Annotated in this window: 18 protein-coding genes; 7 read left to right on the top strand and 11 right to left on the bottom strand. The window is 69.6% G+C overall.

Features of this window, described 5'->3' with window-relative positions:
- Positions 1 to 344 precede the first annotated feature (344 nt).
- Positions 345 to 566: a DUF397 domain-containing protein gene (locus tag ACIA8X_RS21510; protein WP_399458904.1), complete on the bottom strand. Its 222-nt coding sequence runs from the start codon at positions 564 to 566 to the stop codon at positions 345 to 347.
- Positions 566 to 1,435: a helix-turn-helix domain-containing protein gene (locus ACIA8X_RS21505; protein ID WP_393450211.1), complete on the bottom strand. Its 870-nt coding sequence runs from the start codon at positions 1,433 to 1,435 to the stop codon at positions 566 to 568. Before ACIA8X_RS21505 ends, ACIA8X_RS21510 begins: the two co-directional genes overlap by 1 nt.
- A gap of 211 nt (positions 1,436 to 1,646) precedes the next feature.
- On the opposite strand from ACIA8X_RS21505, the gene ACIA8X_RS21500 reads away from it, so the two are divergent.
- The 3 genes from ACIA8X_RS21500 to ACIA8X_RS21490 are packed head-to-tail and all read left to right on the top strand — an operon-like array spanning position 1,647 to position 2,584.
- Positions 1,647 to 1,886: a hypothetical protein gene (locus ACIA8X_RS21500; protein WP_393450214.1), complete on the top strand. Its 240-nt coding sequence runs from the start codon at positions 1,647 to 1,649 to the stop codon at positions 1,884 to 1,886.
- Positions 1,887 to 1,889: 3 nt separating this feature from the next.
- On the top strand, positions 1,890 to 2,180 hold the full coding sequence (locus ACIA8X_RS21495; RefSeq protein ID WP_393450217.1) for a hypothetical protein: 291 nt from the start codon (positions 1,890 to 1,892) through the stop codon (positions 2,178 to 2,180).
- Positions 2,180 to 2,584 (top strand): hypothetical protein, encoded by a 405-nt coding sequence (locus tag ACIA8X_RS21490; protein WP_399458885.1) that lies wholly within the window; start codon positions 2,180 to 2,182, stop codon positions 2,582 to 2,584. The genes ACIA8X_RS21495 and ACIA8X_RS21490 overlap by 1 nt, the downstream gene beginning before the upstream one ends.
- A 172-nt stretch (positions 2,585 to 2,756) precedes the next feature.
- Here the strand turns inward: ACIA8X_RS21490 and mycP (ACIA8X_RS21485) are convergent, their stop codons facing one another.
- The 7 genes from mycP (ACIA8X_RS21485) to eccB form a co-directional block, all read right to left on the bottom strand.
- Positions 2,757 to 4,097 (bottom strand): type VII secretion-associated serine protease mycosin, encoded by a 1,341-nt coding sequence (gene mycP / locus ACIA8X_RS21485; RefSeq protein ID WP_393450223.1) that lies wholly within the window; start codon positions 4,095 to 4,097, stop codon positions 2,757 to 2,759.
- Between the two features lie 86 nt (positions 4,098 to 4,183).
- Positions 4,184 to 5,620: a WXG100 family type VII secretion target gene (locus tag ACIA8X_RS21480; RefSeq protein ID WP_393450226.1), complete on the bottom strand. Its 1,437-nt coding sequence runs from the start codon at positions 5,618 to 5,620 to the stop codon at positions 4,184 to 4,186.
- Between the two features lie 38 nt (positions 5,621 to 5,658).
- Positions 5,659 to 5,973: a WXG100 family type VII secretion target gene (locus ACIA8X_RS21475; RefSeq protein ID WP_393450229.1), complete on the bottom strand. Its 315-nt coding sequence runs from the start codon at positions 5,971 to 5,973 to the stop codon at positions 5,659 to 5,661.
- Between the two features lie 2 nt (positions 5,974 to 5,975).
- Positions 5,976 to 7,220 carry a type VII secretion-associated serine protease mycosin gene (gene mycP, locus ACIA8X_RS21470; RefSeq protein WP_393450232.1) on the bottom strand — a complete coding sequence of 415 codons (1,245 nt, stop codon included), beginning with the start codon at positions 7,218 to 7,220 and terminating at the stop codon, positions 5,976 to 5,978.
- Positions 7,221 to 7,424: 204 nt separating this feature from the next.
- Positions 7,425 to 7,718, bottom strand: a complete 294-nt coding sequence (locus ACIA8X_RS21465) for a WXG100 family type VII secretion target (protein ID WP_393450235.1) — start codon at positions 7,716 to 7,718, stop codon at positions 7,425 to 7,427.
- Between the two features lie 65 nt (positions 7,719 to 7,783).
- Complete coding sequence (locus ACIA8X_RS21460) at positions 7,784 to 8,104, bottom strand: WXG100 family type VII secretion target (RefSeq protein ID WP_093911577.1); 321 nt, start codon at positions 8,102 to 8,104, stop codon at positions 7,784 to 7,786.
- Between the two features lie 310 nt (positions 8,105 to 8,414).
- Complete coding sequence (gene eccB, locus ACIA8X_RS21455; protein WP_393450238.1) at positions 8,415 to 9,974, bottom strand: type VII secretion protein EccB; 1,560 nt, start codon at positions 9,972 to 9,974, stop codon at positions 8,415 to 8,417.
- A 195-nt stretch (positions 9,975 to 10,169) separates the two neighbouring features.
- On the opposite strand from eccB, the gene eccE reads away from it, so the two are divergent.
- The 4 genes from eccE to ACIA8X_RS21435 all read left to right on the top strand — a co-directional run bounded on the left by eccE (position 10,170) and on the right by ACIA8X_RS21435 (position 16,353).
- Positions 10,170 to 11,498, top strand: a complete 1,329-nt coding sequence (gene eccE, locus ACIA8X_RS21450) for a type VII secretion protein EccE (RefSeq protein WP_393450241.1) — start codon at positions 10,170 to 10,172, stop codon at positions 11,496 to 11,498.
- Positions 11,498 to 12,325, top strand: a complete 828-nt coding sequence (locus ACIA8X_RS21445; protein ID WP_399458884.1) for a hypothetical protein — start codon at positions 11,498 to 11,500, stop codon at positions 12,323 to 12,325. Before eccE ends, ACIA8X_RS21445 begins: the two co-directional genes overlap by 1 nt.
- 430 nt (positions 12,326 to 12,755) lie before the next feature.
- Entirely contained in the window at positions 12,756 to 13,073 is a 318-nt protein-coding gene (locus ACIA8X_RS21440) for a DUF397 domain-containing protein (RefSeq protein ID WP_393450247.1), read from the top strand.
- A gap of 223 nt (positions 13,074 to 13,296) precedes the next feature.
- Positions 13,297 to 16,353 carry an SCO5717 family growth-regulating ATPase gene (locus ACIA8X_RS21435; protein ID WP_399458883.1) on the top strand — a complete coding sequence of 1,019 codons (3,057 nt, stop codon included), beginning with the start codon at positions 13,297 to 13,299 and terminating at the stop codon, positions 16,351 to 16,353.
- A gap of 135 nt (positions 16,354 to 16,488) precedes the next feature.
- Here ACIA8X_RS21435 and ACIA8X_RS21430 read toward each other — a convergent pair whose 3' ends face one another.
- Both ACIA8X_RS21430 and ACIA8X_RS21425 read right to left on the bottom strand, forming a co-directional pair.
- Positions 16,489 to 17,445, bottom strand: a complete 957-nt coding sequence (locus tag ACIA8X_RS21430; protein ID WP_393450253.1) for a bifunctional riboflavin kinase/FAD synthetase — start codon at positions 17,443 to 17,445, stop codon at positions 16,489 to 16,491.
- A gap of 144 nt (positions 17,446 to 17,589) precedes the next feature.
- Complete coding sequence (locus tag ACIA8X_RS21425; RefSeq protein ID WP_399458882.1) at positions 17,590 to 21,357, bottom strand: trypsin-like peptidase domain-containing protein; 3,768 nt, start codon at positions 21,355 to 21,357, stop codon at positions 17,590 to 17,592.
- Positions 21,358 to 21,498 lie beyond the last annotated feature (141 nt).

The raw sequence follows: 21,498 nt of genomic DNA, 5'->3' as shown, positions 1-21,498 counted from the left end.
ACGGCGTGAGTGCTCACGCCGATCAAGCGGCAGACTCGATCACTAAGCAAGGACATGCCAATCAGGCCGAACAGTACCGGATCTTCCTTTGGGCGCCTCACCGCTTGACGGCGGGCCGCTCGACAATCTGACGCGCCCCTGGTGTAACGCAAGCCGAGCAACCCGAATTCGTCACCACCGACCCCGAAAAACTACACAGTGCGGCGAGCCTGCCGTCACGCAGGCTCGCGATCATCGCCGGCCAACGCCGCAACTACACAGACCCCACCCCACGAGGTGGCACCAGTTCGCGGGAAGACCCGGGTGATTCCGCGTGCGCACCCTGCGGACCTGCACGATGCCTATCAGACCGAACAATCCAACCGACCGTGCTGGACTCCGTCGAGGAAGGCAGCGAACGCCTCGCCACTGACGGACAGGAGCGGACCCGGGACCACCTTCGAGTCACGCACGCCGACCGTCCCATCACCTCCGAAGGCCAACTCGACGCAGTCACTGCCGGCCCCACCGCTGTACGAAGACTTGCCCCAGAGACGCCCACGTATATCTCTGCCAGGTGCGGTCATCATGGCTCCCTGCCTGCGCGCTCCGTGAATTCGTTGACCAGAGTTCCGAGTAGCCGCGTGGTGTCGCTGGTGCTCAGAGCCTGCGATCGCAAGTACTCGAACACCACCTTATGCCGCTCCAACTCGACTTCCTTCTCGAGGTACAGGGCACCGCTGAGATTGCTCATGTGCACCACGTCGAGCGACGGTTCCGGCCCGCGGATGATGACGAAGCCCGTACTCTCCGCCGCGTGTGCTCCGGCGTCGAACGGGAGTACCTGCAAGGTCACATGCGGGGAACGGCTGCTCGTGCGCAGATGCTGAAGCTGCTCGGTCATCACAGCGGGTCCGCCGACGCAACGACGCACCACTGCCTCATCGACGATCGCCCAGACATGCGGTGGCGTCTCCCGCTTCAGTACCTCCTGCCGTTTCATTCGTACGTCGACCATCCGCTGAATGACTTCCTCGTCAGCCCTGGCCTCCACGGCCCGGATGACGGCCGCGGCGTACGCACGGGTCTGGAGCAGACCTGGTACGTACGCATTGGCCCAGTGGCACTCCTCCACCGCCTCATCCTCAAGGGTCAGGAACGGTGTGAGCCAGTCGTGGATCGCGTCGCCATAGCCCTTCCACCAGCCTTGCACCTTGGCTGACTTGGCCAGCGCGACGACTGCTTCACGCTCCTCGTCCGCCGCGTCATAGGCACGGCACAGGCCTTCCACCACGATCCACTTCACCGGTCCTTGGTTGGACTCGTACCGGTTCACCGTGGCACGCGAGATGCCGACGGCCTGTCCAGCGGCCTCCAGCGTCATCCCCTTGCGATCGCGCAGCCTGCGAAGCTCAGCTCCCAGTTGGCGGCGGCGAGTTGTAGGCCCCACTGTCATGCCCTTCCCTCCGTGCAGGTCGAGCCATTCTCCCGGTCGCGACGAAGGCCTTCAACGTCAGCAGAACGCGCAAGCAACCTGAGACTTTCGTCGTGAGATTCACATGGCGAGATGAACAATGCCATACTCGACAAGTGCGCTACCCACAGCAATCGCACGATGACACTGCGCGCCTAGACCCGTCCGTGCCCGGTAGCCCCTGGAGTCGAGCATGACGATCTATAAACCCTCCGACCTCCGTACCGGCACCCACGATCCCCTCCGCCTACCCCACGAGTCCTGGCGCCGCCTGTACGGCCTGGCCTGCGTCCGCTGCGGCGGAGGACGAGAGCTCAGGCCCGGCGGACACGCCTACACCCAGCACCCCGACGGAGGCCGGTTCGGCTGGGCAGTACAGATCTGCGCCGACTGCGAGACCCGCCCCAAGGCCCCCAAGAACAAGGAAAGTTGACGAATGACCAACCTGCTCCTCCGAGCCCGTGACGTGCTCACCCTCCTCTTCGCCCCGCGTGGCCGTCACCGCGCCGGACACGCGCCACCCGCTGCCGCATGCCGCCAAGAACCAAAGCCTGCGTACCGCCGAACGCCCGGCACCTACGCCACCGACACACCTCTCGACGGCGCCGCCACCTCCCCTGTGCGCCCCTACGTCCTCACCACCGAGCAACGTGCAAGGCGCCGAACCTTGTGGCTGGCGACGTACGGCATCGGTGCCCGCCACATGCACGGAATGGAGGTCGGCTGATGATCCATATCAAACCGGCAGAAACAGGAGACGGAGACGATCTCCCCGAGGCATCCGAGCCCCGAACCCGTCTCCTCCCTTGGACCGGTTCCCTCGGCCAGCGCTGCTACCTCATCGAGGACGGCACCGGTAACGGGCCTCTCTCCCGGATCGCCGACCGCGTCGAGGCCATACAACTCCGCTTCGCGGAACAGCTCCATCAGCAGGCGTGGGAGTTGCTCGCCACGCCCACCGCTCCGAACACCCAGCTACGGCACCTCGCCAAGCAACTCGCCCAGGCCCTCGGCGACGCCCTACTCATCGCCGAAAGCCGAGGCGCACGACTCCAACACGCCTCGGAACGGCCGCCTGCCTCTACCGCCGGCGCACTCGCCGACCGCGAGGCTCCGACACACTCCCCCTAGCAGCTCGGGCCTCCTGGCCCGAGGCCCTCCGGCTCCGTCGCCTTTGTGATCAACCGCGGGGTACCAGCAACAAGGCCTCCCGACGCTCGATGGATTCGACATCCATGAGCTGTTCGGGAGGCCTTGCATGCCTGCATCCATGTATCACCACATCAGCGTGCTGCTGTACGCGCTACTGCTGGGGCGGCCACTGGCCGTGCGGCGGAGTGGACTGCTGCTGGTAGGGGTTCGGCTGCTGCGGCGCACCCTGCTGCTGGTACGGGTTCTGCTGGGGCGGGAAGGGCTGCTGGCCGTACTGCGGGTAGCCGGCAGGGCCGCCGGGTCCGCCGTTGTTGTTCTTGTTGCGCCGGGACCGCTTCACGATCAGGAGGACGATCAGGCCGATCACGGCCAGGGCGATGACGCCGAGGAGGGCGAAGAACAGCATTTGCTTCTGGTCTGCCTTTTCGGTTTCTGCGGCGTAGTCGGCGTCGGACTTGCCCGTGCTTGGAGCAGCGGAGGGGCTCGCAGACGCGGACGCTGGGGCCTTGAGCGGTCCGTACTTCGAGCCCGCGGGAATGTCCTCCGTCAGTGCGGCGAGCGGGCGAATGGAGCCGTAGCCGTACTTCTCATCCGGGAGGGAAAGCCCCTTGGCGGAGTCCGGCAAGACAGCGGTCTTCACCAGTCGATTAGCGATCTGGCCCGCTGTGAGGTCGGGAAACTTCGAGCGGAGCAAGGCGGCGGCTGCAGACACGAAGGCAGTGGAGTCCGAAGTTCCGTCAGCGATGCTGAGCTTATTGCCGGGCCATGATGCACTCACAATACGCGTCGCCGGCGCGGTCAACAGAACTTCGGGACCGTAGTTAGATTTCCGCCAAACCTCACCGCTTTTGTCGACACCGCCGACTGTCAGGACCCCTGGATACTCGCCTGGGAAATAAATTTCATTGGGCCGCCCGTCATTCCCTGACGCCGCTACAATCAAAACATCGTGTTCTAGTGCGTACGCAACGGCCGCGCGGTCTGCGGGATCATCCTCACCGACGAAGCCCGCAATATTAATTACTGAAGCGCCTCGGTCTACTGCGTAGCGGATCTCATCCGCAAAACTGTAGTCAGTCTGGACGTTATCCCGAATCGGGAGAATCTTGGATTCTGGAGCCAGCCCCATTACGCCATCAGCTGCACCTTGGCCATGCCCATGCCCTGCGATGACTGCCGCAATTCCGGTGCCGTGGCCAGGCTTCTCATCCGATGCTGATGGAGAGGCATTCTCATCGCCATCAGCAAAGTCTTTACCCTGGAGGACACTGTTCTTCAGATCGATGTGATCCGCATTCACACCGGTGTCGATAACGGCAACAGTTACGCCCTTACCCTTCGAAACCTTCCAGACGGACTCGGCCTGCAGCGCATCCAGTGCCCACTGGTCACGTCTGGTCTGGTCGGCGGAGGCAGCAGGAGCCGCCGTCAGGATCAGCGCACCCGTCAGTGCAGTGGCGCCCAGAGCACGCACTGTTCGCGTGAAGGCCATTCCGTCTTCCTCTCCCATACCGAACGTGGGCGTGGCCCAGAGGCCACGCCCACGCATCCTGTCACGTGCCGGTGAGCGCCAATCGACTACTCGATGACGCGAGGCGCCGCATTGGTCTGCGGTGCCCAGGTCTCCTCGTCCTCGACCAGGTAGTCGGGACGCTCGCCCTCGCGCTGTTCCTCGTCGTTGGGGCGACCAGTCCGTGCACCGGGGGCGCCTACCATGCCGCCCCTGCGAACAGCACCTGCGCCCGCTCCTGCGGCACCACGGCTGCGGAGCAGGCCGGAACCACCGGCAGTACCCCTACCCGCGCCCGCACCGCCCTTGGGCGTGCCGCCAACTACGCCACCGCTCTGGCGAGCCATGCCTCCGGTGCGGGCGGCGGCACCGCCCTTGCCGGCACCTGCGCCAGCGGCACCGCCCAGGCCGCCGCCGGCAGCGCGACCCGCCATGCCCGCAGCACCGGCACGACCGGCCATGCCGCCGCGAGCGGCACCCGCTCCAGCCGCGCCACCAGCCACACCGCCGCCGAGGCCAGCGCCGCCATTGACCGTACCTCCGGAGCTGGCAGATCCTCCCGCGACCGGTGCAACGCCACCGCCGGTCGGGGCCACGGTGCGGCCGCCGGAGACACCGTCAATCGCGGTGCCGACTTGGGGCTGCGGCGCGGCCGGCTTGTGAGCGCCGCCCGTGATGCCCGAGGGCGGAGCCACAGGCTTCGACGGACTGATCGTGCCGACCTGGCCGCCGCGAGCAGTACCCGATGTCGCCCCCTGTGGGCTTCGAGGAGCGCTCCCCGTCGGCACCACTACGGCAGCAGGCGGAATACCGCCGGGATCGCCGGGATAGCCGTCTTCATCGTTACGGTGACCATTCGGTGGCTTCGGCTTCGGAACCCACGACCCCATCTCCGCAGCCCGGCTGTTATAAGCCGCCCCCAGAATCTCCATCTGCGCAGCCATCTTGAGCTGGCGCTCTTTCCCCTCCGACAAGCTACCCGCGTTGTCGTCGAGGGCTTGCTGAGAGCTGGCCCCGCCCCGGATGGCGTTGTCCGCAGCCGGACCGCCGTCCCGGTCGCCCAGGTTGCCGACAAAGTCCGCCCCGCTGGCGAGCTTGCTCGGCTTCTCCATCGCCATGATCGTGGGCTTGACATCCTCGAGGACCGCAGCGGCACCCTTGAGGGACTGCGCCGTGTTGGTGGCGTACTTCGCGCTGTCGGTGACCTGCTGGCTGATGAACTGCGCCCGCTGGCGGAACAGGTCCGCACTTTCCCCCTCCCAGTGGGCGAGGACGTGCTGGACAGCGGTGTCGAGGGACTCCTTGATCCCGCCACCCCCGACGAGGTCCTTGTTGAGGGCTTCCCAGGCCTCAGCCACCCTCTTCACGGCCACCGGGTCGGCGTCCTGGACCATGGCTTTCATCTGGTCCATGTCGAAATCCACCCCGAATGGCGTGGAGTGCTTTTCGGCGAAGCACTGCTGCGGGTCGACGTACCCGAAGCTGTCGGTGTCCTTGCCGCCCATGGCTACTGCCCCCTCATCTCCATGTAGCAGAACATTCGTCACTTCCCATTGAAAGCGGCGTAGTTCTGAGCCTCAGCGTCAGCGAACGCGTCATGGGTCTTCTTCGTCTTCTGCCCGAAGTCGTCCAGCACGTCTTCCAGATGCTGGACGATCTCGTAGAGGCGTTCCTTCATTGACTCGTGAGCGCTGTACAGCGCCTCAGCCTCACCAAAGCCCGTCCCAAGCGCGCCCTGCGGCAGGTACGTCTTGCCCATGCAGCTCGACTTGGACGTCGTCATGTCCTTGATGACACGATTGAGCTTCGCAATCGTGCCCTCGATCTCACTCAGATCGACCTTGTACTGCTCAGCCATCCTCAGCTCCCCGTTGACTCCACGTTGTTACCCATGCCCTGTTTGCGTCGCCAGTCACTCAAGACCCGACCACCCCCGAACAGAAGAAGCACCACGGCGAACCCGGCCGCCAGCACGTACAGCGCGTACCGCTCCGTCCGCTCCTGAGGAGACTCCCCAAGAACCAGAGTCGCGGCCTCAACGTCGGCGGAATCGCCCACGGCGCCGACCTGCTCGGGCTTCGGGCCGTCCTCGGAGGGCTCCGTCGTGTCGTCGTTGACCGCGGCAGCCGGGTCGACGACGCCCCAGCCTACGAAGTCGTCGCGGCCCGGCTTCGCGCGGTCCGCGGTCTGCTCGATCTGGGTGATGACCTGCTTGTAGGTCCAGCTGGGGTGCTTCGCGCGGATCAGGGCGGCGACGCCCGCGACGTAGGGGGCCGCGAAGCTCGTGCCCTGGTCGACGCAGTGGCCGCCCACGGGGACCGTCGAGACCATGTCGATGCCGGGTGCCGCGACGCCCACGAACTTGCCGGACTGGGAGAAGGGGGCGCGGGCGTTGTTGCGGTCCGAGGCCGCGACCGCCAAGACGCCGTCGTACGCCGCCGGGTACGTCTCCTTGATCTTGCCGTCCGCGCCGTTGTTGCCGGCCGCGGCGACGATCAGGGCGTCCTTCTCCTGGGCGTACTCGACAGCCGCCCGGAAACCGGCGTCGACCGTGGGGTCCATCTTCGACGCCGTGTCCTGCGAGATGTTGATGATGTCGGCGCCGGCGTCGGCCGCGTACTTGATGGCCTTGATCATCGTGCCGACATTGCCGCTGCCCTGATCGTCGTTCTGCCGGATCGGGATGATCGTCGCTTCCGGGGCCAGGCCGACGAAGCCGGTGTCGTCGATCGGACGGGCGGCGATGATGCCCGCCACCTTGGTCCCGTGGCCCACCTCGTCAGACTTGCCGGTGCCGCCCTTGTGCAAGTAGTCCATGCCGTTGGCGACGGCGCCGCCCTTGAGCTGCGCGTTGACGGTGTTGACGCCCGTGTCGATGACCGCGACCTTGACGCCCTTGCCCTTGGTGTCCTGCCACAGCTGGTCGAGGACGATGCGCTGCAGGGACCAGGGGGTTCCCTTGATGGGGTCCGACGGGAACGAGCAACTGGTGTCGTCGACCTGGAACCGCACGTCGCCGTCGTCGGCCAAGGTGGTCCGCACCTGTTCCGCGGCGGCAGCTGGTGCAGCGCCCGCGAAGGGCAGCCCACAGGCGAGGACCGCCATCGCGGCGGTACCTGCGGCGCTCCGACGCGCCGCGCGCGATGCCCCGGATCCCACTTCTTACGTCCTCCCGTTTTGTTCCTCTACAGGCCACGCAGACCGTACGGGCCGTGCGGATCGGCGACCGGCCGATGACCCCGCGCGACCCGTCAACCGCCAATGGGGGCGAGCACGCTGTCGCGCACTCGCCCCCATCAAGCGATCACGTCAGCCGCCCCAGATCTGGGCGTTCTTCGACTCGGTGGCCTGGTAGTTCTGGGCCGCGCTGTCGAGAGCCTTGGCGATGGCCTCCAGCGTCTGCTGCATGGAAGCGGCGCGCTGGTCCCACTCGGTCTGCTTGGCGCGGTAGGAATCCTGCGCCGCACCTTCCCAGCTGGCAGCGATCCGCTTGACGCCGGCCTCGAGTTCGTCCAGCTGACGGCGGACGTTGTTCGCCGTCGAGCGGACATCCTGAGAGGCCTGGGAGATCGTGGCAAAATTGACGAGGATTTGCCCGGACATGTCTTCTCCTCAGTTGTGTGAATGGTCGGTCACGGACGTGTGCCGCGCGCGGCACACGGGGCCGATCATCCGAACGGCGACGAGGCGGCGATGTTCTGGATGGAAGCGCGCTGCTCCTCTTCCGAAGCCGCGTAGCTCTTGGTGCTCTGGTCGATCGCTTCCTTGATGTCGTTCAAGATCTGATTGATCTTGTTGGCATCCTGGTTCACCTGCGACTGCAGGTTGTTGTACGCGGTTGCCGCCGAGCCCTTCCAGCCGCCCGTGATGGTGTCGATCACGGTCTGCAGCCGGCGAATCTCGCCCTGAATCGAGGAGTTGACCGAGGAGATCTTGCCGCTGAACGCGACCATCTCCTCCTCGGTCATGGTGAACTGCTGTCCAGCCATGTTGTGTCCCCCATGAGACGTAGGAGTTCTTGTCAGACCCGCACACGGACCGCCAACGCCCGACGGCGAGAGGCGTATCCAGTCTGGTCTGGTTCCACTCTAGTCGCATCCGACGACAGAACGAACATCGGATGGGCTCTGTAGCAGGATCGCGATGAAGCCAACTCATCTCTTTCACAAGCCAGTTCGTTGACCGTTTGATGAGTTGACCTTGTGATGGGTGTAAGGGCCCTATGCCTGTTCAGCCAGCTTGCTCAGTCAGGCTGTTCAGCCACACGGCCCCGACACGGGAAACCACGCACTGGCTCCGTTAAGAACCCTGCGCCTGCTGCGCATTGCCGCTGCTCAGTTCCGGGCCCGCGGCGAGCAGGTCCGCCCAGGCCGCAGGCACCGCGACCGGACGGATCTTGCCGTACCCGAGCCGGACCTGCGCGGTGTTGGTCTGCTGTTGGCCGTCGGACTTCTCACCGCCGGTCACCGCGCTGTCGTTACGTGCGGGAACCGAGTAGCGCAGGCCGGTGTCGGTCACCAGGAAGGTGCTGCCACCACCGGCGTCGGTTCCCGTGATCCTCTTGAACAGCAGGCCGCTGCCGGGCGAGACGTGTGTGTTGGAGCCGTTTCCGGCAAGCTCCTTCGGGTACTCCTGGCCGTTCCAGACCGTCATCTGCGGCAGGCCCGTGTACTGGTCTTTCTGGCCATGCCAGATGCTGCACGAGACCCTGTTGCCGCCCCTCTCCCAGTGGTTGGTGTTGGCCGGGATCACCGGCTCCGCGGGCCACTTCGTCTGAGACATCCACTCGCCGTCCGACGGCTGGATGTCATTGAACTTGACCTCGACCGGCGCCGGGTTCTGGCTGCCGTACACAGAGCTGATGAACGGGCTGCGCAACCACATCTGCGCCGCGAAGTCAGACACAGGCAGCACCCTGTCCTTCAACACGATGTACTTCTGCTTCCGGGTACCGGCATCGGCCTCAAGGACGAGGCCCACCTTGGAGTAGTTGGGGAGGAGGCCTTCGACACTCGCCTCCGTGCCCGCGTCCGCGAGAGTGGGGAAATCGAGGGTGCCCACCACGTTGAGCGTCTTGATGAAGTCCGCGCTGACCTTCTGCGGCCGCACGCCGTCACCGAAGATGGCTCGTTCCAGCGTCGTCATCGCCGCCTCAGACCGAAGCTTCCACTCCACGCCACCCATCAGATAGGCCAGCCCGTCACCGGTGACCATGTACCGCGGCCCGTCCGAGCCGGGCTCGGACGGGCCCTCGATGTACAGCGCCTCGCGCTGGTTCAGTTCCTTGTTGCCCTTGTGCAGCAGGCCGTTGTAGTCGCCCTGGTCCAGCACATAGGTGGCCTTGACCGGCTGCCCGTCCTCGCCCGGCGCCTCACACAACGCCCACACCTTGGCCTTCTCCGCGTCATCAGGAGAGGGCAGCCGGTCCGGCGCGAACGGAATCCCGACCGTGGCGCCCATCGAGTACTTGCTCTCGTCGAGCACCGATTCCTTGATCTTGATGACCTGCGGGTTCTCGCCGTTCAGCAGGAGCTTGGCGGACGCGAGGTTGAGGACCGGGTGCAGGCTGGCCTTGTCCTCGCCCTTGGTCTTCACCAGGACGTAACGCGTCGTCGACTCGCTGCCGACGAGGATGTTCTTGCCCTGGTCGTCCCAGCCCTTCGGCGCGGTCGGGCTGAGCATGCCCCACGCCCCGAACCCGACGAGCACCAGCACCGCCACGCCCAGACTCGGCAGGACGGTCTTGAGGGGACGCGGCGCGGCCTCCTCCGAACCGTGCGGCGATGGCTGCAAGAACGCCGCCACCGTGCGCCTGCGCGCGAAGGAGTAGGCGTTCAGCTCATCCCGACGTGTCGCCATCGATGGGTCAACTCCCCGTTTTTTCGCTTTGTTTCCGATTGCGGAATTCCCCAGGGCCGCCCGGTACTCCGTGGCGTTTGCTCCTGCAGGGGCCTCTACTATGCCGTGTGACGATCGCACCGTACGGTACGGGGTACGGTGGTGCGCCGCCAGCTCAAGTAGCGGTCAGAGAATGCAAAGGGGTTGTAGCGGGGGATGAGCACTGCGACCAGGTCCCGGCGCCGTAACGGCAGCCGTCGTACGCAGGAAAACCAAGGGCCGGAACCCGCACAGCGGTCCGCACCCCCTGGTCGTCCGAGCCCGGTTTCCCCGGTGCTCTCCAGGCGACCCGGCAGTATCGGCCCGATCCGGGTCCAGCAGTTGGTCGGCTTCGAGCTGGCCGCCGCGGTGCTGTTGATCGGGTGGCTGCTGCGGCCCATCGGTCTCACCGTGGGCATCGTGCTCGCCGTACCGCTGGTGCTGGCGGGTCTGCTCCGTCGGCGCGGTCTGCCGCTGGCCGAGGGGTTCGCCACCTCTCGTGCGCAGCGGGAGCGCCGCAAGCGCAACGCCGAGCCCGTGCCGCCCGGCACCGACCCCGGCTTCGCTCCGGCCGTCGAGTGCGACCCGGCGCTGCGGACCTATACCTTCCAGGACCGTGAGCAGCGCGAGATCGGCATGGTCGGCGACGGCACCTTCCTCACCGCACTCGTGCAGGTGCAGGCCGCGGACATCCCGCTGCGTCCGACGCAGGGTGCCCGTGACATTCCTCTCGATCTGATCCAGGGTCTGCTCGAGGTGGACGACATCCGGCTCGCCTCCGTCCAGGTCGTCCAGCACACCCAGCCCGCGCCGGCGACGCATCTGCCTCCGCAGGCCATGGCGGTCCGCTCCTACGGTCCGCTGCAGGCGCAGAGCATGACGCCGGGTCTGCGGCTCACCTGGGTTGCGCTCAAGCTCGACCCGGAGCTCTGCCCGGAGGCCGTGGCGGCCCGCGGCGGCGGTATGCAGGGGGCCCGGCGGGCTCTGCTGCGGGTCGCCGACCAGCTGGCCAGCCGCCTCATGGGCGCCGGTCTGCAGGCCAAGGTGCTGACCGAGTCGGAGATCGTCGCGGCCATCGCCACCTCCAGCTGCGTCAACCCTCTGGCCACCACCGGCGGTGCCGCGCTCGACGGCAGCCGCTCCAACCGCCGTACGGCCGAGAGCACCCGTGCCTGGCGCTGTGACGACCGTTGGCACACCACGTACTGGATCTCCAAGTGGCCGCAGCTCGGCGCCGGTACGCCCCCTCTTCCCCAGCTGATCGGCGCGGTGACCTCGTCGCCCGCACTGGCCAGCACCTTCTCGCTCACGATCAGCAAGAGGCGGGGCAACACCCTGGCGCTGTCGGGGCACGTACGGGTCACCGGTCGCGGTGAGAACGAACTGGCGCAGGCGACCCAGCATTTGGAGCGGTCCGCGTCCGCGTTCAAGATCGGTCTGCTGCGGCTCGACCGTGAGCAGCTGCCCGGAGTTCTCGCCACCCTGCCGCTGGGAGGTACTCGCTGATGTCCGCCCCCACAGTTCCCGCCTCCGGCCGTCCGGGCTTCGGATCCTCGGCATCGGGCGTGCCCGGGCAGCGTCCCGGCCATCTGCCCCGCAACGCCGAACCCACCCGGCTCGGGCCGGAGCGACGCCTGCGCTCGGCCTTCGGTCTGCTCGGCCCCCGGCGTGAGCGCCACGTCGTGGACGCCGACCTGCTGGCGCAGCTGGCCATGCCCGTCGGAGACGACGGCCTGATCCTCGGGGTCGACCCCAACAACCAGCCCGCGGTACTGGGGCTGTGCCGGCCCACACGGCTGGACATCCTGATGGTGGGCGGTACCTGGCTGGCCCAGGTCATCGCCCTGCGCGCCGCGGCGATCGGCGCCCGCGTGGCCGTCGAGACGGCGCGTCCCCAGCTGTGGTCGCCGATGGCGCAGGCAGCCGGCGGCGGCCAGCAGTGTGTGACCGTGCACCAGGTGGGGCGGATCGCTCCGCAGGGTCCGTCCCCCGCCAGCCCCGTGCTCATCATCCGCGACCTGGGCATCCGCCCGCCGAGGAGCCGACTCAGCCCGGCGCCCTGGCAGTCGGTGCTGACGCTGGTCCCCTACCTCGGCCCCACCGCGCCGCGTCTGCTGGCCAACGCCGACGTCGTCGGTCTGCAGCGGATCTCGCCGCAGGAGGCCGATGTCGTGGGCAAGGTGATGCGGCTGGGCCGGGACGACACCGCGTCGCTGCCGACCCTTGCCGACAGCGTCGCCCTGTGGTGCACGCAGAAGCACCAGCAGTACGTGATGACACAGCCCACCGACGCGGAGACCGGCCTCCTCGGAGCCGCTCGCCGTATGGACTGAGTTCTCTTGGACTGAGTTCTCTTGGACTCAGTTCTCGTGGACCGAGTCCACGGCGGGGAGAGCCTCGTTCAGGGCATGGCATGGCATGGCACGTGAGGTTCCGGGCTCGTAGGAACCTGCGCGTCATGGTTTCGTAGGAACATGCGTGTCGTGGTGGGGAGTTCGACGTACGGCGCCTCTGGCGGCCGGGGTCTCCACCTCGTCCGCCGGAGGGTGACGTCACCACTCGCCCGTAACGGCACACTCATGGATGAAAGCGACCAAGGCCCACGGGCCGGAGAGCTCGCCTTGGACGCAAACTCGCGTGGTATGTCGAACACCTCGGCACCTGGCTCCATTTCGTGACCAGATCGTTGCACCGTGCGACCCCCCGGAGTCTGAGTAAGGTGATCCTGCACGTCGTTCGCCCATCAGAAAGGGCCCTTTGACCATGGCCGACGCACGCGACAGCGCCGCGGGGACACCGGACGAGGACGTCAAGGCACGGAAGGAGAGGGAGCGGGACGAGCTCTACGCCCTGGACATTTCGGATGTCGAGTGGCATAGCGCACCCGGCACCGAAGAGCACGAGGAGCGTGTCGAGATCGCCTATCTCCCGGCCGGCGCGGTGGCCATGCGGTCCTCCCTGGATCCGGACACCGTGCTGCGCTACACCGAGGCGGAGTGGCAGGCTTTCGTACTCGGCGCACGCGACGGCGAGTTCGACCTGGAGCCCGCACCGCACAACGGAGGGCTCCCAGCGGAGTAGCCCGAAGGGGCCAGCGATGCTGCGGGTGCGAACGCACACAGGACGGGCCTGCCCTGCTGACACCTGTGGCGTTTACGCTTGATGCGGGTGCGACGTCGGAACCCCCGGGTGGGTTGTTCGCGTCCAGGGGAAACCAGCGGATCGGACGACAGGAACGGTCGCCCCCAGCCCGGCACATGAGTGCCCCAGGGCACGAGGGTGCTAGACCACACCAGGAGGAATTGTGCAGAGCGATCGGGACGGGCTGCGGGCGGGCTGGACCACGCCCAGCGATGACCAGTCCGACGCGGAGTCCGCCGTCGAGATGACGGGTGAGTTCACCATCGACTACGCCGCGCCTGCCTGGTACACCCAGGGCGCGGCGCCCACCGGAGAGGCGGCGGCTCCCCCGCCTGCGCCTCCCGCGGCTCCCGCTGCCCCTGCCCCCGCCCCTCCTGCTGCCCCTGTCCCGCCTGCCCCCGCGCCGCATCCTGGTTACGGCGATACGTCCGGTTCCAACGCGGGGACCGGTCACGGCGGACAGTACGACCCGTCGACGGGTGCGGCCGGTGCGACGCCGCCTGCTCCGTGGGCGGCGAACCCCAACGCGGCCCCGAATCAATACCTGGCCCCCAATCAGAACGTGGCGCCGAATCAGAACGTGGCGCCGCACCCACACGTGGCGCCGAACCCGCCCGCACCGAACACCCCCGCGCCGGTGGCCCCCGAGGTTCCGGGGCCGTCCGGTGTCCAGGCCGGCGGTTCCGACGGTGTCGGAGTTGTCGTCAGTGCCGCGGTTTCCGGCAGCGAGGGCACGGAGGGCGGTAACGGCGCTCCGTCTTCCGGCGCAGCCACGACCGGTGACGGCCAGGAGCCCGCCGCCGCGCCGGTCGCCCCGGCGACGAACGAGGCCTCCACCGCACACGACAGCGGCGCCACATCGGCGACTCCCGCCGAGGGCACCCAGGTGCCGACGGGAGCGGCCGCACCGGCGGATGCCTCTGCGCAGGCCGAGCCGGCCCCCAGCAGCGCCGCGCCCTCGGCCGACCCCCGCGAGGGCGGTACAGCCGGGCAGAGCGCGACCGACGGTGCTGGGGCGGCAGACGCCCAGCAAGGGTCGGGTGCCGCCAACGACATAACTGCGGGGGGTTCGGACGGCGCCGGAGGTACGGCCGCCGTCCCGACCGGCGAGGCCGAAGCAGGCCCCGCCGAACCGCAGCCGCAGCCGCAGGGCGCCGCGCCCACCGGAAGCGACTCGACCGCACCGAGCGACGCACAGCAGCAGGCCGCGGCCGCCCAGGCTGCTGCTCAACAGGCCGCAGCTGCCCAGGCTCCTCCGCAGCAGGACCCGTCGGCCGGCTGGACTCCGCCGCCGGCCCCGCAAGGGACCGTCCCTCCGCTCCCGCCCGAGTTCCCGTCGGCGGCCACGGGCGGGGCGCCCGCACCGGCGTCCGGCGCCGCACCGACCGGCGCTCCGGAGTGGTCGGCGGCGCCCGGGCAGCACCAGCAGCAGCCCGGCGTCCAGCCGGCCGCCCCGGCCCAGCCCCAGGCACCGCAGTCCGCGCCGCCCGGCTGGCCGGCCAACGCACAGCAGCCCCCGGCCCAGGCCCCCGCCCAGCCCCCGGCTGCCGCCGCCCAGCAGGGCGGCGAAGGCTTCCCGCCGCACGCCGCTGCCCAGAACCCGCAGGGCGCTTACGGCTACCCCCAGCAGCCCGCACCCCAGAACCCGCAAGGCGGCTACGGCTACCCGCAACAGCCCGCGCCCCAGCCGCCGCAGGGCGCTTACGGCTACCCGCAACAGCCCGCACCCCAGAACCCACAGGGCGGCTACGGCTACCCGCAACAGCCCGCACCTCAGCCGCCGCAGGGCGCTTACGGCTACCCGCAACAGCCCCCCGCCGCCCAGCCCCAACAGCAGCACCCGCAGCAGCCCCACCCGCAGCAGGGCCACCCACAGCAGGGTCAGCCCGTTGCGCCTCCGCCGCAGGCCCCGGCCCAGCCGCAGGCCCAGCCCGGACAGCCGCCGCAGGCCCAGCAGCCCTACGCCCAGGCCCCCGGCCACCCCGGAGTGGACCCCCGCACCGGTGCCGCCTGGCCGCAGCAGGACCAGCGCAGCCAGGTCGGCCCGGGCGCGCCGCTCGGCTACAACGCCGCCGTCGAGCTGACCTCCGACCGGCTGGTCAACAGCCGGAAGCAGAAGGCCAAGAGCAGCCGTCCCACCCCCGGCGCGGGGAAGTTCAAGATCGGCGGGAAGAAGGAGGAGCAGGAGAGGCAGCGCAAGCTCGACCTGATCCGCACTCCGGTGCTCTCCTGCTACCGCATCGCGGTCATCAGCCTCAAGGGCGGCGTGGGCAAGACGACCACGACCACCGCCCTGGGCGCGACGCTCTCCACCGAGCGGCAGGACAAGATCCTCGCCATCGACGCCAACCCGGACGCCGGCACGCTCGGCCGCCGGGTACGGCGGGAGACCGGCGCCACCATCCGCGACCTCGTCCAGGCGATCCCGTACCTCAACTCGTACATGGACATTCGCCGCTTCACGTCGCAGGCGCCGTCGGGCCTCGAAATCCTCGCCAACGACGTGGACCCGGCCGTGTCCACGACGTTCAACGACGAGGACTACCGGCGCGCGATCGACGTGCTGGGTCGGCAGTACCCGATCATCCTCACGGACTCGGGTACGGGTCTGCTCTACAGCGCCATGCGCGGAGTGCTCGACCTCGCCGACCAGTTGATCATCATCTCGACGCCGTCGGTGGACGGGGCGAGCAGCGCCAGCACGACGCTCGACTGGCTGTCGGCGCACGGGTACGCGGCCCTGGTCTCGCGGTCCATCACCGTGATCTCCGGAGTCCGCGAAACCGGCAAGATGATCAAGGTCGAGGACATCGTCAACCACTTCGAGCAGCGCTGCCGGGGTGTGATCGTCGTGCCGTTCGACGAGCATCTGGCGGCGGGTGCCGAGGTCGACCTCGACATGATGCGGCCGAAGGTGCGGGAGGCGTACTTCGAGCTGGCCACGATGGTGGCCGAGGACTTCGTGCGGGCTCAGCAGGAGCAGGGTCTGTGGACGGGGGACGGAAACAACCCGCCGCCGACCATGGCGCCCCCGATGCCCGGCCACCAGACCCAGGGCGGACAGCCGTTCCAGAGCCCTCCCGGGGTCCAGCCCGGCCAGCCCTGGCAGTCCGGCCCGCCTCAGCAGCCCGGGTTCACCCAGCAGCCGTACGACCAGACCGGCGGAGGGCAGCCGCATCCGGGGTTCCCGCCGGGACAGGCGCCGCCCCAGCAGCAGTAGCGGAGCGTCCCGAAACGGCGAAAGGGCCGGCACCTTCACGGTGCCGGCCCTTCGGCGTCAGCTACGACCGTCGCGTACGACAGTCAGGTACTACCGGCGCATACACGACAGTGGCCGCGAACGCGCCGCCCGGCGTCAGCCGCGGGCCTCCGCGGCCTCGATCAGTTCGCGGCAGCGCTTGACGTCCTCGGCCATCTGCTCCAGCAGGGCCTCCAGCGACTCGAACTTCGCCTGGCCGCGGACGTAGGCGAGGAAGTCGACGGCGACGTGCAGGCCGTACAGATCCAGCCCAACCCGGTCGATCGCGTACGCCTCCACCGTCCGCTCCGTGCCGTCGAACTGCGGGTTCGTGCCGACGGAGATCGCGGCCGGCATCGCCTCGCCCTGGGCGTGCAGCCAGCCGGCGTAGACGCCGTCGGCGGGGATGGCGGTGTGCGGCAGGGTCTCGACGTTGGCGGTCGGGAAACCGAGTTCGCGCCCCCGCTGAGCACCTCGTACCACGACGCCCTCCACGCGGTGCGGACGGCCCAGGATCTCGCCGGCGCCCTCGACGTCGCCCTCGGAGACCAGACGCCGGGTCAGGGTCGAGGAGAACGGCTCGCCGCCGCCCGCCTCACCGGTCACGTACAGGTCGACGACCTCGACCTCGAAGTCGTAGACCTTGCCCTGCTCGGCGAGGAACTCGACGTTGCCCGCCGCGCGGTGGCCGAAGCGGAAGTTCGGGCCCTCGACGACCGCCTTGGCATGCAGCTTGTCGACCAGGACCTTGACCACGAAGTCGGCCGGCGACAGCTTCGAGAACTCGGTCGTGAACGGCAGGATCAGCACCGCGTCCACGCCCAGTTCGCCCATCAGCTCGGCGCGACGGTGGTGCGGGGCGAGCAAAGGCGGGTGGCTGCCGGGGCGGACGACCTCGCTGGGGTGCGGGTCGAAGGTGACGACGACGGCGGGAACGCCCAGCTCACGGGCGCGGTCCACGGCATGCCGGATGATCAGCTGGTGTCCGCGGTGGACTCCGTCGTAGGAGCCGATGGTGACGACGCTGCGCCCCCAGTCCTGGGGGATGTCCTCCAAGCCACGCCAGCGCTGCACTGTGCCTGCTCCTTGTCGCAAACTCGTCGAACCGTGTCCGTCTTTGCCTCACACGCTCTTACGCAGGTCTAAGGGTGCCATGCCGGATGCCTCGGGCCCGCATCGGCATGGGGGTGTGACCGGGTGCACGCACGGACGCGCCGGTCAGGCGGGGACTCGTACGCCTGCCAGGTTCTCGATCATCCGGCGGCTGCTCGGCCCGACCACCGCGGACCACTCCTGCGGGGCGTCGGTCAGCCAGCCGGCGACCCGCGCGGCGAAGCCCGGGACGCGGCGGCCCAGATCGACCAGACCCCGGTCGAAGCGTGCCGCGCCGTCCGGGGTGCGGACGAGGAGCAGGCCGGTGTGATGGACCAGGCCGCGAAGGTCCTCGTCCTCGTCCACCCGCTCGTCGCCCCGCTGGACGGTGGCGTGCAGGAAGGCGTCCAGGACGGCGGGGGCGCGTTCGTGGGCGAGGAGGAGGTCGCGGAGTTCTCGGCGCAGCGGGCGGGATTCGGGGGTGCCGGACGTTGCGAGTACGGCGGCGAGGGCGGCCCGCACCTGTTCCGTACCGCCGTCCAGCAGGCCGGTGACCAGCGGGAGGAGTACGACGCGGGCGGCGGGGCCCTGGTCGAGGCGCCGGTCGACGTACGCGGCCACGTCGGCGGCGGACTCGGGGTGCCGATAGACCGCCTCCCGGACGAGGGCGGCGGCGCGTAGGGCGAGGCCGGGTGTGGTGACCTCGGCGAGGGTACGCAGCGCCTGCCCGGGGTCCGGTCGGTTCAGGCGTTCACGGAAGGCGTCCAGGACCGGTTCGGGGTGGGTGGCCAGGGCGGCGACCAGGGCGCTGGGCGGGAACTGCGGGTCGGCGTCCGCGAAGAGCGCCAGCGCCTGCGGGAGGTGACGGGCACGGGTGCGCGGATCCCGGACGAGGAGGGCGACCGCACCGCTGTGCAGGCTGCAGTCGGCGGGGCGGGCGAGCAGGGCGAGGGCGGCGTAGCGGAGCAGCTCGCGGTCGGCCTCGGTGTGGACATGGGGCGCGGCGCGCAGTCCGTACGCCACGGCCGCGACGCGCCGCGCGGGCCGCTCGTCGTGCGCCCAGCGGTCGACGGCCCGGCAGATGGCGGACGGTTCCTCTTCGGCCAGCCCGGCGAGGAGTTCGTCGGCCCTGCGGTGCGCGCTGTCGACAAGGGTCTCGGTGAGGTCGTCGAGGGCGCGGTTGCGGTGGGCGTAGAGCAGGGCCTGGGCGGCGCGGGCGACGGTCGCGTGCGGGGTGGCGGGCAGGGGCCGGTCGTCGTCGAACCAGCGGGTGAGGTGGGCCTGTACGGCGCTCGGGGTGGCGGCGAGGAGATGGGCCACGGCGTCGAGGTAGCGGGGGCTGCGGGAGGGCGTCGCGGTGGCTTCAGGCGAGAAGGGGGTGGAGACGGAGATGGTCGGCTCTTGTGCGCGGTCGCCTGTGGTGGGCGGGAGGGCGTCGCCCGGGGCGGGTTCCGTCTCGTGCGGGGGGCCGTCGGCGCGGACCAGGTCGCGGAGGAGGTCGAAGCGGTCGGTGTCCGGGAGGCGCAGGGCGGTCCAGAAGTCGGGGTGGAAGTCCCGGGGCGCGGGGCGTCCCCGGTGCCGCCAGGTGACGATGTGGTCGGCTAGCAGGCGCAGTACGTCCAGATACGGCGTCGCGTCCGGGACTCGCAGCAGGGTCTCGGCGAGGAGGCGGGCGGCCCACCAGGAGTGCCGGTCGGCGTCGAGGGCGTGCGTCAACTCCTCCAGTCGGCGGACGAGTTGGGCGGTTTCGTGCTGGCGGGCAAGGAGGAGTAGGGCCTGTACGACGGGGCCGATGCGGTGGTGCGGTACGGGGAGAGGGTGCTCGGCATCGGGGTGGGTGCGGCGGCGGTGGACCAGTGCCTGGAGGGCCTCGTCCAGGTCGAGGTGCATGCCCTGGATCCAGTCGGCGAGTTCCTCGTGGGCGAAGCGGTAGCCGTTGCCGGCGGGGACGAGGAGGCCCTCGGTGAGGACGGCGGACGCCCAGCCGGTGCCGCCGCCGAGCCGCGCCGGGGCGGGGCCCCACGGGAACACGGCCTCGAAGGACGTACGGTCCAGCTCTCCCTGCCCGGGGCCGAGGCTGCGGCGGGCGGCCTCGTGGACCTGGCCGGAGACCTTGGCGGCGAGGCGGCGCACGGCGGTGCCGCGCAGGCCGTTCTCGGCGGCGAGGCGCACCGCGATGCGCAGGCACATGAGGTCGAGGTGGGCGCAGAGGACGTCGTCGCGGTCGAGTGGGGGGTGCGGGGTGTCGGGGAGGGCGGCGCGGACCTCGGAGAGGAGGCGCAGGGTGAGGGGGTGGCGGGCGTCGAGGGCTGCCAGGGCGGCTTCCGGGATGCCGTAGCGGGCACGGGCCTGCTGGGCCTCGTCGGGGGTGAGGTCGCCGAGCGGTACACAGGGCGGGAGGCCCCGGGAGTCTTCCTCGCCCCCGCTGCCCGTCCCAGGGGCTACCCCCGGACGGGCTGGAATGCCTCCAGCCCCGTACAGCGACTCCTCCGGGAACTCCGCCCCCGCCCCCTCCCAGTACTCCGCCCTGCACGCCACCACCAACCGCGCCCCGGTCTCCCGCAGCCACTCCGCCGTGCCCTGCGTCCAGTCCGTGAGGCGGTGGGCCAGGAGTGGGGGCATCTCCTCGGGGCCGTCGAGGAGGAGCAGGAGGGGGCGGCCGGTGGTGTGGGAGTGGTGGGCCAGGCGTTCGGGGGTCGTGTCGCCCTGCGTGGCGGGGTCGGACGAGGTCGAGGCCGCCACGATGCGGGCGGCCCGGATCAGCGCCCGGCGCACGGCGTCGGCCACGGAGTCGTCGTCGTCCTTCAGATCGGCGCCGCGCAGCCACAGCGTGGGAGCCGGTGCCGGGCCGCGGTGGCGGCGGGCGGCCAGGGCCGCGAGTTCCGTCGTACGGCCGCTGCCCGGGGGCCCGACCAGGCCCAGGACCGCTGCGTCGCTCTCGGCGAAGGCGTCGAACTCCCTTGCCACCGAGGCGCGTTCGACCGGGGCTACTGGCCCTGCCGCTCCCACTCCCCCGGCGTCCACCCGGCCCACACAGCCCGTCAGCGTCCCTGCGGGACCGTCCTGCCCGACCGACGTGGCCGTCAGTTCCAGTACGCCCGCCAGGTTCAGGTCGGCGCCGTAGGCCGGCACCGTCGCCGCGTTCTCGGCGAGCAGCTCGGCGAGCGGCCCGTCGGGCGACTTCAGCAGCGACACCGCGAACCCGGCGTCACGGCCACCGGACCGCAGGGCCGTGCCGAGGACTCCCACCACCGCGCCGGTCCCGGCGTCGAGCACGGGTCCCCCGGCCGCCCCTCCGCCCAGCCGCAACGCGTCCCGGCCGGCCGTGCCGATCGCCAACTCCAGGGCGCCATCGAGGAGATGGCAGCGGTCCGTCGCCGTGTAGGTGACCGACGCCATGCCCAGCACCCGCGCCTCCCGCCACCCGCCGGCCGCGATCCGCACGTACGCCCCGGTCTCGACCCGGTCCCGCGCGGTCACCGGCATCGGGTCCACGCCCAGGCCCTCGGTGCGTACGAGAGCCAGGCCCAGCGCAGGCAACGATGTCACCGCGACCGCGGCGACGACACAGCTCCGGCCGCCGTCGGCGGCGTACAGGACCAGCCAGGGCAGGCCGTCGACGACCTCGTGGCTGGTGACGACCGTGCCGTGGTGGTCGGCCACGAAGCCGAGACCACGTGGCCGCCCGGCCAGGTCGTGGATGCGGACCAGGCCTTCGTCGCGGACGCGGGCCCGGTCGTCGTCGCGAGCGCGGGCCCCGTCGCCGTCGTGGGACTGGGAGCAACGTGAGTGCCGTACGCAGGAGTCCTTCTCGGACCGGCCGACGTCGTCCGGCGTATCCGACGCACCCTGCGTGTTCTCCGCCGTCCCGGGCGTCGGGCCCCGTCCCGCCATCGTCGAACCTCCCCGCCGCACGTCACACGCTCATCCGCCTGCACCCTTTGTTTTTCGACGGTAGGCGTGAAGTGATCAGCGGGACAGATCGCTCGGCGAACGCGCCCCCTTCCGCTCCCTCGGTTCACTCCGAGCGCCTGC

Source organism: Streptomyces sp. NPDC051738, assembly GCF_044453205.1.
Classification (GTDB): Bacteria; Actinomycetota; Actinomycetes; order Streptomycetales; family Streptomycetaceae; genus Streptomyces.
The sequence above is the reverse complement of the archived record's forward strand: the minus strand, read 5'-3'. Positions and strand labels throughout refer to the sequence as shown.